This is a genomic window from Chloroflexota bacterium, assembly GCA_009840355.1.
Lineage (GTDB): Bacteria > Chloroflexota > Dehalococcoidia > Lucifugimonadales > JADFKI01 > Bin90.
Genome location: VXNZ01000024.1, coordinates 1 through 14,925, shown reverse-complemented (window position 1 = coordinate 14,925; position 14,925 = coordinate 1). Strand labels below are relative to the sequence as shown.

Here is a 14,925-nt window from a genome sequence, read left to right as displayed (position 1 = left end):
AACCTTCCCCCTTTGGGGAATGGACTAAGTGACTGGAATGTCAGAGGAATGAGATGAAGGACTCTCACTTTGACAATATATTGGACGACTGCTTAGCGAGACTTGCCGCCGGCGAGAGCATCGTGGAGTGCTTGGCGCGGTATCCGGAGCATGCGGACGAGCTAGCTCCGCTGCTGCGGACGAGCCAAGAGACGATCCGCATCGCACACACGGCGACGCCAAGCGATGCGGCACGAGCGCGCGGTATGGCGCGTATGCAGGCTGCGTTGGCAGAAGGCAAGCAGCGAAGTCGCTGGCGCTGGCAGTTGCCCAGACTGTCGTGGCGGCCGCTGTCCACGCCAATACTGGCGGCTTTCGCGGTCGTCTTCCTGACCGTCGTGGCGGCGGGCGGCACCACTGTCGCATCAGCGGACAGCCTCCCGGGCGAAGCGTTGTATCCGGTCAAGACGATGCGCGAGAGTGTCGAAGAGCGCATTATCGCACGCTCGGCTGAGCGCAAGGCAGAGGTGCAAGCGAAGTTGGCGCGCGAACGCGGCAGGGAAATGCGCGAGTTGATTGTCAGAGGACGCATCCACGAGGCGGAAGTAGTCGCGTTTCGGTTACAGCGCCATTTGAACGAGTCCGCGAACCACATCGGCGTCGTGCTGCCATTGCACTTCATAGAGATGCCGCCGGCACCCGCCCATCACAAGCACAAGGCGAGCGTGGACGCACTGAGGCAGCGGCTTAGCAACGATGAAGCGTATGTGAAAGGGCAGCTGACCGCGGTCGTGGAACAGGTGCCGGAGCCGCACAAACAGCGCGTATGGCGGCTGATGCACCAGTCCGACATGGGCTACAAGATAATCATCATCGCGCTCGCCGACGACGGCGCAGGTACGATCAGCGGGTACTACGGTTACTACAGCGTGCCGGTGTCTAAGGGGCATCATCCTGTTGACTGGCATTCGCGCGGCGGCGGGACTGGCAATCGGCACTAGGTTTTGTTGACAGTGGGGGCATTCACGTGGAAACGAGAATGCAAAATCTTAAATGTAGCAGTCTTTGTCATATTGACGCCGCTTGCAAGCGCTAGATTCCTGCTTCCGCAAGAATGACGGGACGCAATTGTGAAATGTCAACGGAACCTAGCGATTTCTAGGCATGGTGGGTAGCACCTCTCATTCCTCACATTGTTCAAGCCTTCTGTCATCCCATAGGCGGAATTGACGGTGAGTCCCTAATATCGGGGATTCTTTTCTTGGCGAAAGACGCAATTTGTACGAAACTGCGGCAATTTTCGCGCAAATCAGTGGAATGGGCTTGACAGCATAGTGTAGATTAAGTGTAATCCAATCAACACTTGGGCAACACTTGGGAATGGATATGCTTTCGATTTCGGAGTTGCGCGCAAGCCCATTTCGGCAGTTCCTCTGGATGTTCGTGGCGACGGTCGCGATACAGACGCTGCACATGGTTGAGCATATCGCGCAGATCTATCAGAAGTTCGTGCTGGATTATTCGTACGCGCACGGGCTGATAGGCGCGCTCGACTTGGAGCAGGTCCACTTCACCTTCAACCTGATGTACCTAGCCGCGCTGATATTCGTAACGCTGGGCTGGCTCAACTTCGGCAAGCGCATGTGCAGGCAGGATAAGATGCTCGGCGCGATTCTAGTCGGTACGGTCGTATTGCAAGGCTACCACATGGTCGAACATTCGGCGCGACTGGTACAGTTCTTCAACTCCGGCTTACAGGGAACGCCCGGATTAGTCGGCGCACACTTCGACGGCGTCATATTCCATGCGCTGATGAACACGGCGGTCTATATTCCGGCGGTCGTGGTTTTCATCTGCTCCGGCGCGCATAGGCAAGTCTTCCGGCGAGGCTACGGCTTGCGGTAGTTCTTCCTTCTTCATTGCCATTCATTGCCGCACTTCATTGCTCCCAAACCCGTCCTTTCTATCCCGCACATGAATGCGAATGTCCATTTCCCTTCACCCTGCATTCAGAATTAGTTACCATAATGGACGCTGCAAGTGGTACAATTATTTGTCGAAGATGGTTGGAGGGATAGTGAACGGGCGGCGTGAGGGTTGTATATGCCGCCGCAGCGCGAATCAGAGGAGGGACTGGAGCGCTTATGCAGGTAATCTGGCGAATTGTGAAAATGGCGTTCAGTCGCAAGCGGGAGATGGCTGCCGCGTACATTGCGATGATAGGTGCGACAACCGCATATTTGATCCTACCGTATGTGTTCGGTCAGGCGATCGGGCAGATCGAGGATATGCTAACGGAGGGCGGGGTTCCTCTTCGGAACCTTCTGATAATTGTCGGAGTCATCATCGGTCTGAGCATTATCCGGGGCGGGCTGTCTTTCTTTCAGAACTACTTTGGCGAGGCGGTGTCGCAGTACGTGTCATACGACCTCCGCAACAAGCTGTACGACCATGTGCAGCACCTGAGTTTCGGTTTTCACGACAAGAACCACACGGGCCAGGTGATGTCGCGGGCAATTACGGATGTGGAGAACATCCGCATGTTCGTCAACATGGGCATCGTCCGGACTCCGTATTTTATGGCGCTGTTCGTAGTAGTCTCCATCATTCTGGTAAGAATGGACTGGCAGCTCGGTCTGGCGAGCATCGGCTTCGTGCCTTTGGTGATGGTGTTTTCGGGGGTCGTGAGGCTGAGGCTAAGAGAAGCCTGGCTGAAGATTCAGGATATGATGGCGGACCTGAACACCGTCCTCCAGGAGAATCTGACGGGGCAGCGCGTGGTGAAGGCGTTCGCGTCCGAGGACTTCGAGAACCAGAAGTATAACGATAAGAGCGAAGAGGTTTCGGTCGCCTTCCTGAGCGCGGAGAGACTACGTGCCGCAAACAACGCGTTCACGCTGTTTTCTTTCCAGATGGGTCTGGCGATCATACTTCTGTTTGGTGGCTGGCGGTATATCAACGGTGACCTGAGTATCGAACAGCTTTCGGCTTTCGTCTTCTATATGCAGATTTTGGCGATGCCGGTGCGGATGTCGGGCTTTCTGGTGAATGCGTACGCGAGGGCGGCGTCGGGCGGCCAGAGGCTGTTCGAGATACTGGACACCGAATCCGAAGTGGCGGAGAAGGCTGACGCCAAGGAGCTTGGGCGCGTGAAGGGTCATGTGCGCTTCGAGGATGTGAGATTCAGCTACGAAGAGGGCAAGCCCGTGCTGAACAACATCAACTTCGAGGCAGAACCGGGCAAGGTTGTCGCACTGTTGGGACCTCCCGGCAGCGGCAAGAGTTCGGTGGCAAACCTATTGCCGCGCTTCTACGACGTGGACTCGGGACGCATCACCATAGACGGAATGGACATCCGGGATACCACGCTGAAATCGCTGCGACACAACATCGGTATAGTGCAGCAGGACGTGTTCCTATTCGGCACGGGCTTGCGCGAGAACATCGCGTATGGCCGCGAGGATGCTCCGCTTGAAGATGTGATACAGGCGGCGAAGATAGCGCAGTTGCATAACTTCATATCGGCGCTTGACGGCGGGTACGATACCGAACTCGGCGAGCGGGGCGTCAACCTTTCCGGCGGTCAGCGGCAGCGAATGTCCATCGCGCGGGCAGTGCTGCTCGACCCACCGATACTGGTGCTTGACGATTCCACATCCAGCGTTGACGCTAATACGGAAGATCTCATCCGACAGGCTATGGAAGAGGTTATGAAGGGCAGGACGACGCTTATCATCGCGCACAGGCTGAGCACGGTGCACCGCGCGGACGAGATTATCGTGATGGATAAGGGTGAGATAGTCGAGCGAGGAACGCACCAGGATTTGCTCGCGTTGGGCGGCAGGTACCACGAGATCTACGAATTGCAGCTGAGGCCGCAGGAGGATGTCATGAGGGACATCGATGTGGGCGACGAGTTTTCGAGCACCGGCCAGGCGGCAAGCGCAAAGGAGGCCGTGACAATATGATGATGAGCGGCGGCGCGTTCAGCGGTAGAAGCAGCTCCAGAGAGGTTGACGGCGAGACCTTTGGGCGCGTTTATGACAAGCGGGTGATAATGCGGCTGATGCCTTATGTACGCCCGTACAGATTGTTTGCGCTCCTGGCGTTTCTGTCTATGCTGGTGTATGTAGGATCGCAGGTGGCTATCCCGTTCCTTCTGGGTCGGGGCATTGACGGATACATAAAGCAGGGGGACTTCCGGGGGCTGCTCGTGATGGGCGGCGTGTTCATAGCGGTCGCGCTGGGCGGAATGGCGGCGAACTTCTTCCAGCAGTTGTTCATGGCGAAGGTTGGCCTGGGAATGCTGTACGACTTGCGGCGCGCCATGTTCGGGCACCTGCAGAAGCTATCACTTTCGTACTATGACAAGACGGAAGTGGGACGCATTATGTCGCGGGTGCAGGGGGATGTGTGGCAGCTCCAGGAGCTTATGACCGTGGTCATTATGACGGCTGCCGACCTGCTGAGCCTGGGCGGGATCGTCGTGATGCTGCTGATACTGAATCTGAAGCTCGGCCTGATAACGATGGCGGTGCTGCCAATACTGGCGCTGACAATGGCAATCTGGCAGCCGTTCGCGGTGAAGGCGTTCCTGCGAATCCGCACCGCCATTTCGATAGTCAATGGTGCGCTGAACGAGAATATAACGGGCGTGCGCGTGGTGCAAGCGCTGAACCGTCAGCCGCGCAACCTGGAACAGTTCGACGAGAAGAATACGGAACACCTGAACGCTAACCTGTGGGCAGGCAAGCTGTCTTCAAGCCTGCTGCCCGCGGTGGATATTCTGACTGCGCTGGCTATCGTGCTGGCGGTATTCTTCGGGTCGAGCATGGTGCAGGGCAACGAGATCGCTATCGGAGTGTTGATAGCGTTCGTCATGTACATTCAGCGCTTCTTCGACCCGATTCGCAACCTGACGATGCAGTACACGCAGTTACAGCGTTCGATGGCGTCCGGCGCGCGCATATTCGAGCTATTGGATGTCGAGCCTGACCTCGTGGACAGACCAAACGCGGGCAAATTGCCGCGCCTGAAGGGCGATGTGGAGCTGAAAGACCTCAGCTTCAGCTACGCGGCGAGCGAGGCGATTGTCGGGCTGGACAGGGAGAACGCGCAGACGAACGGTATAAACGGCAGCGCGAGCGAGATGCCGGATGTGCTGAAGCACATGACGCTGCACATCAACCCGGGCGAGACGGTCGCGGTCGTGGGACCAACGGGCGCGGGCAAGACCACGCTCGTGTCTCTTATCTCGCGGTTCTACGATGTGCCGCGCGAAAAGGGCGCGATACTCGTGGACGGCTACGACATTCGCGATGTTACGCGCAGCTCGCTCGCCGGTCAGATGAGCATGGTGCTGCAAGAGCCGTTCCTGTTCTCCGGCACGGTGCGCGATAACATCAAGTACAACCATCCGGGCGCCAGCGACGAGCACATGATAGAGGCGGCGAAAGCGGTCGGCGTCCACGACATCATCATGCAGATGGACTTCGGCTACGACACCTACTTAGCGGAGCGCGGCGTTAACCTGAGCCTCGGACAGCGGCAGCTGCTGAGCTTTGCGCGCGCAATCGTTGCAGACCCGCGCATCCTAATCTTGGACGAGGCGACGGCGAACATCGACAGTTACACCGAGATGCTAATCCAGCAGGCGTTGCAACGGCTGCTAAAGGGACGCACGGCAATCGTCATAGCGCACCGTCTGTCCACCATACGCGGCGCGGACAAAATAGTTGTGCTGAACCAAGGTGAAATCGTAGAAGTGGGCAACCACGACTCGCTAATGGAACAAAACGGCTTGTACGCGCACCTCTACAGCATGAACTACGCCGCCATGGAAGAAGTAACCGAAGAGGCGGCGGATAAGTAGAATAGTCTGCTTGCACCACTATCGCACCCCAATGTCGGTGCGATAGTGGCACACTCAATGCCGGACACATTTAGAGGGCGGTCTCCTGACCGCCCTCTTTCCATTTGCCGCGCGTGATGACAAGAAGGCTGGCACAAGACTTCTGTGGCGACTTGAGATTCTCGTTAGTCCCTTCCCCTTGCAATCGCCACCACGAGCGTTGCAATTGCGGCTGGCAAGTAGAAGATGCCGATTGACAGCACGCTTACAGCACAAAAGGTGAACGGCAGAACGAATGATGCCCAGTGCAGAATGAGCGGGATGAATGGCGGGAATGACCACCAACCGCGCGCGTAAAGGAAGAAACTATCAGGATTCGGGTTCAACTATCTGAACAACCTGATCTGCGGGCACATCATCGATCACCTGTGTTCTCCCGCTAGGCCAACGCACCCTGATTTCGTCAGCCAATGCCGCAGAGCCTAACCCAAACTCCAGCGCAATGCTATCCATCGACAAATAACTCGATCCCGTGCGTACTTCCTGCACCTGCGTGCGCCCTCCCGAGACCAGATACACCCGCGCTCCAACGGCGTCAGCGTTGCTGCCCGTGCCATCCACGCCCATGCGCCCTTTCAGTAATAGCGTGATCCAGTGATTGTCGCCACCGCCGTTGAGCCACACAAATATCGGTCCCAATTCAGGTATCCACTTCCCCGTCCGATCATCCCATCTTGGTCCGCTGCTGTTCGTTCCAATCAGGTCAAGGTAGCCGTCACCATTCAGGTCGCCATGCGCGAGCCCCTTACCATTCAAGTGGAACCTGTTGCTGATGCGCTGCTTGTCCGCGTTGAAGTCCGGGTCGTCAACGTCAAGAATCGAGTAGTCAACATCACGAATGTCCAACAGGTGCGCCCTCACCGTGATGTCCTCAAAGCCCCCGGCGCCGTCCCCCTTCAGCATTCGCCCCGCTGCCGGAAACGAAGAGTTCCCCGGAGGACCCTCAGAGCCGAGCCAGTACAAGTCCTGATGCCCGTCGTTGTCGTAATCGAAGAAGGTCGTGCCGTAGCCGAAATCGTAGGCGCCGAGACCTGTGGGCGCTTCCCAGTCGGGATGGATACGCTTTTTGTCCAGCGAGCGCGGAGGCATCAAAGGACTTGGCTCCACTCTTGTATCGGATACTACATCCGGAAATACGCCCAACACACCCAGACTAGCGTCCTTTCTCGTTCCGTCGTTCCGAAGCATGTAATGCAGGCATGTTCCCCACTCAAATCTCTCCGTGTACTTACAGTCGCCTCCCGGCTCCTGCTGCGGGGCGAGCAAGCGAAGATGATAACCTACATTGGGGATGAATACATCCAGATCCACGTCTCCGTCATAATCGCCGACCGCAAAGCCCATCCAATTGCCGGATTTATCTATTCCCATAGCTTTGGCAACGGGCGTGAAACGAACATCTCCGGCAGTAGAGTCGTTGCGAAAGACATAAGGGCGATGCCCGTCATTTGCCGCCCATAGGTCTTGGTCCCCGTCATCGTCATAATCGAAGAACAGCACCGCGTGTGTGCGCCCGGAAGGGTCTGCGACCCGATTGCCGTTGGTATCCTTGATATTCGGGTCGTATCCTTCATACTCGGCGCTCGTCTCCTCGTCTTCAAACATGATAGGGGAGCCGTCTTCATACCGCAGCATTATCTCACCCCCCTCAACGCCCGCCGACTCTGATATTTCCTCGAAAGTCAGGTCTCCGTTGTTGCGATAAAGACGGTTGTAGTGGCCCGGATGAGATGGCTGGTCGAACATGAACCAGTCTTCGTCAACGGCATTGCCCACATAGATATCCAGCCAGCCGTCACCGTCTATGTCGGCGCACGCGATACTCGATGCCGAGCGCAGGTTCACAGCATCGCCGAATGCTGCCTCCGTGATGTCGGTGAAGCTGCCATCCCCGTTGTTCAGCAGAAGATGATCCTGAATCGCATCACGAAGCTGCGCCGCGTCCTGCCCGTCGTCCATCGCAGACCTGAAGTCTAACCCATCGCCAATTATCCCTCGCGCTCCAACATACAGGTCCTGGTAACCGTCGTTGTTCAAGTCGCACGCAACCGCACCGCTGCTATTGCTCTGCGAAAGCGCCGCGCCCACGTCCTGTGCCATATCGTTGAAGTTGCCGTTCCCTTCATTGCGATACAGCAGGTTGCCATTCCCTTTGTTCGAGGTAATGTACAGATCACTGTCGCCATCACGGTCATAGTCGAATACCACAACGGCGGGGCGATAGTTGTTCACTTCATGTCCGTCCCTGAGAAACTGCGACGCCACATTGATGAACGGTGTTATGTCAGGTGCTTCCTCTTCCTCTCGCTTCGCGCCCTCCTGAGATTTGCTCTGGGGACTGGGCGCGACTATGACCGCCGCCTTTGGTATGGAAGTCGCGCTGGGGAGAGCAGGGGGCGCTGGTCGAGGAGAAAGCGGCTCAAGCTCTTCCGAGCAGGCAATCACAGACAGCATCGCTAGTAGGATGAGCCAGATACAGGTAATCCGCGTTGTCCTAAGCGTCTGCCGAACCACGGCATACCCCCTTAGCCCGCTGCCGAAAACCGACCGCCAAGCCGGACGCAGACGCGCTATATCTGCCTCAGCCGAGGATCCAACTTATCGCGCAACCAGTCGCCGAAGAAGTTCATCGAGAATACTATCAGCAGGATGGCGAATCCCGGGAAAAAGGAAATCCACCACGCCGTAGAAATATACTGCCTGCCTTCCGACACCATACTGCCCCATGACGGCTGCGGCGGGGGTATTCCCACTCCAAGGAAACTGAGTACCGACTCCGTGAGAATCAGCGAACCAACCTGAAGCGAGGACAGCACCATCACAGTATTTACCACTCCCGGCAGAATATGCCGCACAGTAATGCGAAAGCCGGACGCACCCGCGACTCTAGCCAGCGCCACGTAGTCCATAGTCTTGAGTTGCAATGATTCCGCCCTCACTTGCCGCGCGAACGGCGCCCAGGTGAATAGCGACAGCAAGATGATAACAAGCTCTAGGCTCGCCCCCCAAACGACCGACGCAACTAACGCAACCACGATGAAGGGCAGCGCGAACACGAAATCGACCAGCCGCATCAGCGCTTCATCTACCAAGCCGCCCATGTACCCTGCGACCAGCCCCACGAGAGTTCCCAGAGCCGCGCCCGCTATCAGCACGGTTACGGCGACGATGAGCGACACACGCGCGCCGAAAATCATGCGACTCAGTATGTCCCGACCTATATGGTCTGTACCGAGCAAGAAATCTGGGCTGCCCTCCTCTGCCCACACCGGAGGTTCGTTCCTGTCGTAAGTGTCCCCTTCGAGCGGGTCGTGCGGTGCAACCAACTCCGCGAATACAGCCACCACGACCAGGGACACAGCGATGGCGACGGGGATGAACGGCCACCGCCTGAACGATTGATAGGCTTTGGATATCCGCCCGCCTTCAATCTTGAACTCGGGACTGTCGGCTCCGACTTGCTGCTCATTCATAGCGAATTCTTGGGTCTAGTATGCCGTACAGAATGTCCGCGAAGAGGCTTGCGATCAAAAATACTACGCCGAATACCAGTGCAAGCCCCGTTACAAGCGGGAAGTCCGTATTCAGCGCCGCATTCACCGCCAGCCTGCCTATGCCGGGCCACGCGAAGACCGTCTCTACCACTACTGTGCCGGTCATAAATCCCGCCAGCAATATCATGGCGAAGGTCAACGGCGCAATTAGCGCGTTTCTGAAGGCATGTTTCCATACTATACTCAGCGAGCTAACTCCTTTCGCCTTAGCCAGCTTTACGTACTCGCTGTCCAGCACCTCCAACATAGAAGAGCGAGTCAGGCGCAACAGCCCTGCCGCCGGGAGCCATCCCAGCGTCGCTACCGGCAGTACATAGTGCGGCCAGTCCCCCCTGCGAGAGGTTGGAAGCCACTCCAGTTGCACGCTAAATATCAGCACCAGCACAATCGCTATCCAAAACGGCGGCACAGACTGCCCAAGCAACGCGAAACTGCGCCCCAGATAGTCCCAGACTGTGCTCCTCTTGACCGCTGACAAGACGCCAAGCGGCATCCCGAGAGCGATGGCGAACAAGAACGATATACCGGAAAGCTGCAAAGTGGCTGGCAGCGCCTCCAGTATCATCTCAAGCGAATTGCGCTGGTAATAGACCGAATCGCCGAAGTCGCCGCGCACGGCGTTGCCAACCCAGATGACGTACTGCACTATCAGAGGCTTGTCCAGCCCCATCGCCTTACCCTGCGCCTCCCACGCTTCAGAGGTCGTCCGCGTGTACTGAGTCATGTACAGGTAACGTGGGTCGCCGGTCGCGTGCGACAGCGAAAATACCAGGAGGGTCAGCCCGAACAGCACGACCACTATTGCAGCCAGTTTCCGAAGGATGAGCCTTTGCATCACACCTGCCGGTCGATAGGGATTAGGTCAATGCAATCACCCACACCCGTCAAAGAGGAGGTGCGAGATGAGGGAGAATTAACCAATTCCATGCGCCCGGATTGCAGAATGTATCACTGCGCCGGGCGCATGGGAAAGAACATTACTTGTCGATAACTACGGTAGCCGGGTTGTTGAAGCTGCTGCCCCAGTAAGGATGCCACTCCTTAACTTCCGGCAATTGCACCCAGAAACTCTTTACCGTTGCCACGGCAGCGTTGATGTGCCAGTACGCCATGTAGTCTTGGAAATATATGCTGTTCTGAACGCGCTTCTCCAAGTTCGGCTCTATGTCGTTCTCGTAGTTCACATCGCAGACCACAGCCGGAAGTTCTGCGCCTCCCAAGTGTCCCGGAGTCGGGCAGAAGAACGGCGCTTTCGTTCCGCCGGGCGGCAAACCCCAGCCGTGCAACCAAGGCACATCCATCTCTTTCGTTACCGTCTCCGGTCTGCGCGAGGCATACGGTGATTTATCGACGGTAACATCCAAGTTCAGGTGCTCGCGCCACATCTCAGCTACCGCGTCCGCAAGTTCCGGATCCCATGTGTTCGGCACGCTCTCAGTCGCCCAGAACACTACTGAGAATCCGTCCGGAAAGCCCGCCTCGGCAAGATACTCACGCGCCATCTCAGGGTCGAAAGGCACGGTCCACTCTTCCTGGAAATTCGGGTCTCCCGGCGGGAACTGCGTATGCATTGCCGTATATGCCACATCGCTGAAGCCATCCATAACATTGTCCACGATAGCCTGTCGGTCTATCGCCATAGACATAGCCCAGCGCACCTTGCGCGGTCCTTCCATCTCAGGGCAGACCGAGCCGTCCGGCGGCGGCACGGACGAGAACATTGCGTCGTAGTCGCAGCCCTCTGCGAACGGGTTGCCAATCCACGGATGCTCATCATCCGGCAGGAAGCCCGGCCTAGGCTCCTTTAGCAGGTCCATCTCTTCGCACTCAGGGCATATCTTAGCCCAATAGTTTCCGGAGAAATAGATAGTGTTCGGATTTGGCAAGCCCATTGGAACGGCAACGCCATTAGTATCATCAATGATTCCCGCGACCTTCTTGACGGAAATCTTGGTAATATCTACCTCGCCCGTGCGGATGGCGGCTTCTCTCGTCGCGTCCTCGGGCATCTCGAACACTCTCAGCGTCTTGATGTTGGGCACAATTCGCCAGTGGTCGATTAGCGCCTCGCCCTCAACTTCATCATTGCCTACCCACTTTCTGGCTGCATAAGGTCCCGTGCCAATCGGAGTGGATATCAACTCGCTCTCGCCCATCTCGTCAAAGCAGTGCTTACAGGTCATTCCAAAAGTGGAGTCCCAGCCAAGCCCTCCATGCAGCACTCCCCAAGTCGGGCTGAACTCGCCGGGAACTACATTCATCTTGGCGGTGTACTCATCAATGACTTCCCAGCCTGCCCTGTGGCCCGGCGAAAGCTGCTCGCCCGCGTTGCTCACCGATCCAGCCTTGAACGAGTTGTTGTAGGTGAAGACTACATCCTCAGCCTTCAACTCACCCCAATCGTTATGCCACATAATGCCCTTGCGTATGTTCAGCGTGGCACTGTTGAGGTCCGGCGCAATCTCCCACGACTCGGCAATCTCCGGCTCGTACTCCTCTTGAGATGGGATGACGCCCGGCTCTGTGAACTGCGCGCGGAAGATACCCTCATAAATCTGGAAGTCAGTGCCTGGTCCGCCAACCGTCCCGTTCGCATCCTTCTCCTGCAACTGCACTAGAGGATGCAGCAATGGAACTCCGACTACCAGCTCGCCTTCCGGCTGCTTAGATGGCGGCGGAGTGGTGGGCGCAGGCGCGGGGGCAGCGGGGGCAGCGGTAGGCGCGGCAACGGCTGGCGCCGCAGCGGCGGGTGCGGTTGGCGCAGGCACGGCTACTTCCGGCTCGGACTGACTGGCGCACCCAAACGCTAGCAAAACCATCCCACACACGACGAATACTAGGAAATATCTGACGCTCAACTTTTCGCCCAACCAGATCATGGCACTTCCTTTCCCACCTAAATATACTGACTTATAGCCGCAATACAGAGATTAGCAGGTAATTGATTGGTGAAACAGAAGTTGGAGCCATGATGGTGTTCGCGATGCGAAGAAACCTATCCCATCTTTACATAAGTGTCAAGCCGTCTGTGCGTGGCAAGCACAGTTATCCAGTGTCTGGGTACAGATGAATTTTGGCTGATCGCGGCGCTCCGGCGAATTGCATAGACCATGTGCTCCACGGTAGGCAGCGCGGCTAGGTTTGTATCTATTTCCTTCCACGATTACGGGGGCACGCAGGTGCTTTCTGACGATGGTGGCCACCCACTCAGACACCGCTCCCTACATTCTCCGCAGCTTGCGAAGCGAACTGTTCCTCATACAGTCGCCTGTAGAGGTCGCACCTTTCAAGCAGTTCCGAATGCCGTCCAGAGTCGATTAAGCGCCCCCTGTCCAAAACGAGGATCTTGTCTGCGGCAAGAATGGTTGTGAGCCTGTGCGCTATCACAATGGTGGTCGTCCTTTCTTCGCCACGCCGCAGGGAAGCGAGAGCGTCGCGGATCGCACGTTCGGTTATCGAGTCGAGCGAGGATGTCGGTTCATCCATGACGAGAAGGCGCGGCTTCTTCAGTATAGCTCTCGCAATCGCCAGCCGCTGCCTCTCGCCGCCGGAGAGTCTGTACCCCATCTCTCCCACAACGGTCTGGTATCCTTCAGGCAGGCTCGTTACAAGTGCAAGTAGTTGCGCATCTTTGCAAGCTGCGACGAGCTCTTCTGCGGTGGCATCCGGCTTTGCTATCAGGAGGTTGTCCTTCACAGTGGCGTGAAATATGACGCTTTCCTGGGGGACGATGGATGTGTATCGGTTTAGGGAAGCAAGTCGAATATCGCGCAGGTCACGTCCATCCAGCGTGATGCTGCCTCCATCAGGATCGTAGAACCTGAGGGTCAAGTAAGTTACTGTGGTCTTTCCGGCACCACTCGGTCCTACCAGTGCGACCAGTTCGCCGGTGTCAATCTCGAAGGAAAGGTTCTCGACCACGGGAGCGCCGGGTTCGTACTCGAATGACACATTGTCGAATGTAATATGTCCGTGCGTGTCCTTTAGGTCTTGCGCACCAGGCAAGTCCCTTACGTCGGGCTCAAGGTCTATCCATTGGAAGATCCGGTCGAACAGGGCCAGTGAACCAATCAACGTCACGATCAAGCTTGCCATACCCGACATCCTCTCGGCAAGCATCACGGAAAGGGTCGCAAACGCAACTATCGTCCCCAGGATGGTTTCGCCGCCTATGACCTGCGTGCCGCCGTAAAGGTATATCAAGGCGGTGATGAACACTGGAACAACATTGAAGACCGTACTGACCCCCTGAAGGGTCATGTCCTGCTTTACCGACAGGCTGATCAACTCCGCCGTCTCGTCGGAAAACCGCTTGAGGTCGGCCGACTTGTCGTATCCAAACCCATTGATGACGATGAATCCGTCTATGCTCAGCCTGCTGGTGGCGAAGGACATTATCTCGGCGTACTTGGCAAACACTCTCTCGGTAAACTTGCGGTTCAATCTTCCCACGAAGAAGGACACGCAGAGCACCACAGGCAGGAATGGTATGGACAGGAGCGCTAACTGCCAGTTCCACACGAGCATAAAGATCAGCGTGCTGGCGAAGAGAACGACGCTGCCAAGCGCATTACGAATCAGCGAATGAACGAATATCTGAGTGCCAAACGCATCGTTCCACAGTCGGGAGACAATCGTGCCCTGGTCGGTGCGCACGAAAAAGCCGTACGACTGATTCTGTAGAGACTCGAACAGCATGATATGAACCCGCCGCACCACCTTCAGGGCGGCGAATGACAGCAGATAGTCCGACAGGAAGGAAAGCGCCAGCAGAGTCAAAGCGACGCCTACCGTGACGGCAGAAAGAATGGCAAGCAACCGAGTGTCGCCTGACAGAATTCCGTCATCAATGATTCTGCCCAGTAAGGCGGGTGGAATCAGCCAGAGAATCGAGACGAACAGAGTCAGTATCGAAGTTAGAGCAAGGATGCGCCAATAGGGGGAGAGAACACGAAAGATTCGCGGAACTGTCTCCCTAGCAGGGCGCGGCTCCATGCTGTGTTCGTCGTTAGACAGGGCGTCGTCCGAAAAGTCGAACTCAATCACGTACTGCTACCAAAAGTCACTCAGGACACGATACAAGCAAGAATCAATTCATAGTAGCATTTATTCTTACGATGCGAATGGGGGCAACGCGTTCAAGGGTTTTGAAGCCGCCGTCCATCGGTGCTGAGTTCGCCTGATGACTACGCTCAAAGTGTCGTACTCTTACAAGGCTGTATTTGTATCCAAACGCCTTTTTCTGTTGCATAATGGAATCTCCGCATGCCTTGATCGCCCTAAGATCTTTGCCTCGTAATCTTTGAGGAATCGCTTCTATTGATTCGGATTACTTGACTCTCGACGAGAACTGACAGTTCGGGTATGTCATGACGTACAGGAACCAGAAATAAAGGAGACAGCATTGACCTGCCCACGACCAGTTGTGCCGCCCGTTGCCGACCAACGACCGCACACCTATACTCAACACGGAGTCATGAT

At 56.5% G+C, this 14,925-nt stretch carries 9 protein-coding genes; 4 read left to right on the top strand and 5 right to left on the bottom strand.

Annotated features, from left to right (window positions below; genetic code table 11):
• Positions 1–53: 53 nt before the first annotated feature.
• The 4 genes from F4X57_06555 to F4X57_06540 all read left to right on the top strand — a co-directional run bounded on the left by F4X57_06555 (position 54) and on the right by F4X57_06540 (position 5,851).
• Positions 54–980, top strand: coding sequence for a hypothetical protein (locus F4X57_06555; protein ID MYC06815.1), 927 nt, complete (start codon positions 54–56; stop codon positions 978–980).
• A 385-nt stretch (positions 981–1,365) separates the two neighbouring features.
• Complete coding sequence (locus F4X57_06550; GenBank protein MYC06814.1) at positions 1,366–1,884, top strand: hypothetical protein; 519 nt, start codon at positions 1,366–1,368, stop codon at positions 1,882–1,884.
• A 239-nt stretch (positions 1,885–2,123) separates the two neighbouring features.
• Positions 2,124–3,947, top strand: a complete 1,824-nt coding sequence (locus F4X57_06545) for an ABC transporter ATP-binding protein (protein MYC06813.1) — start codon at positions 2,124–2,126, stop codon at positions 3,945–3,947.
• Positions 3,944–5,851: an ABC transporter ATP-binding protein gene (locus tag F4X57_06540; protein ID MYC06812.1), complete on the top strand. Its 1,908-nt coding sequence runs from the start codon at positions 3,944–3,946 to the stop codon at positions 5,849–5,851. The genes F4X57_06545 and F4X57_06540 overlap by 4 nt, the downstream gene beginning before the upstream one ends.
• A 348-nt stretch (positions 5,852–6,199) precedes the next feature.
• Here F4X57_06540 and F4X57_06535 read toward each other — a convergent pair whose 3' ends face one another.
• The 5 genes from F4X57_06535 to F4X57_06515 form a co-directional block, all read right to left on the bottom strand.
• On the bottom strand, positions 6,200–8,404 hold the full coding sequence (locus F4X57_06535; protein ID MYC06811.1) for a CRTAC1 family protein: 2,205 nt from the start codon (positions 8,402–8,404) through the stop codon (positions 6,200–6,202).
• Positions 8,405–8,460: 56 nt separating this feature from the next.
• On the bottom strand, positions 8,461–9,363 hold the full coding sequence (locus tag F4X57_06530) for an ABC transporter permease (GenBank protein MYC06810.1): 903 nt from the start codon (positions 9,361–9,363) through the stop codon (positions 8,461–8,463).
• Positions 9,356–10,279: an ABC transporter permease gene (locus F4X57_06525; protein ID MYC06809.1), complete on the bottom strand. Its 924-nt coding sequence runs from the start codon at positions 10,277–10,279 to the stop codon at positions 9,356–9,358. The genes F4X57_06530 and F4X57_06525 overlap by 8 nt, the downstream gene beginning before the upstream one ends.
• Before the next feature lie 142 nt (positions 10,280–10,421).
• Positions 10,422–12,323 (bottom strand): hypothetical protein, encoded by a 1,902-nt coding sequence (locus F4X57_06520; GenBank protein MYC06808.1) that lies wholly within the window; start codon positions 12,321–12,323, stop codon positions 10,422–10,424.
• A 328-nt stretch (positions 12,324–12,651) separates the two neighbouring features.
• Entirely contained in the window at positions 12,652–14,490 is a 1,839-nt protein-coding gene (locus F4X57_06515) for an ABC transporter ATP-binding protein (protein MYC06807.1), read from the bottom strand.
• Positions 14,491–14,925 lie beyond the last annotated feature (435 nt).

Excerpts from the sequence above, each read along its gene's own strand:
- F4X57_06555 (MYC06815.1), top strand. The coding sequence starts at position 54 with ATGAAGGACTCTCACTTTGACAATATATTGGACGACTGCTTAGCGAGA.
- F4X57_06550 (MYC06814.1), top strand. The coding sequence starts at position 1,366 with ATGCTTTCGATTTCGGAGTTGCGCGCAAGCCCATTTCGGCAGTTCCTC.
- F4X57_06545 (MYC06813.1), top strand. The coding sequence starts at position 2,124 with ATGCAGGTAATCTGGCGAATTGTGAAAATGGCGTTCAGTCGCAAGCGG.
- F4X57_06540 (MYC06812.1), top strand. The coding sequence starts at position 3,944 with ATGATGATGAGCGGCGGCGCGTTCAGCGGTAGAAGCAGCTCCAGAGAG.
- F4X57_06530 (MYC06810.1), bottom strand. The coding sequence starts at position 9,363 with ATGAATGAGCAGCAAGTCGGAGCCGACAGTCCCGAGTTCAAGATTGAA.
- F4X57_06525 (MYC06809.1), bottom strand. The coding sequence starts at position 10,279 with ATGCAAAGGCTCATCCTTCGGAAACTGGCTGCAATAGTGGTCGTGCTG.
- F4X57_06520 (MYC06808.1), bottom strand. The coding sequence starts at position 12,323 with ATGATCTGGTTGGGCGAAAAGTTGAGCGTCAGATATTTCCTAGTATTC.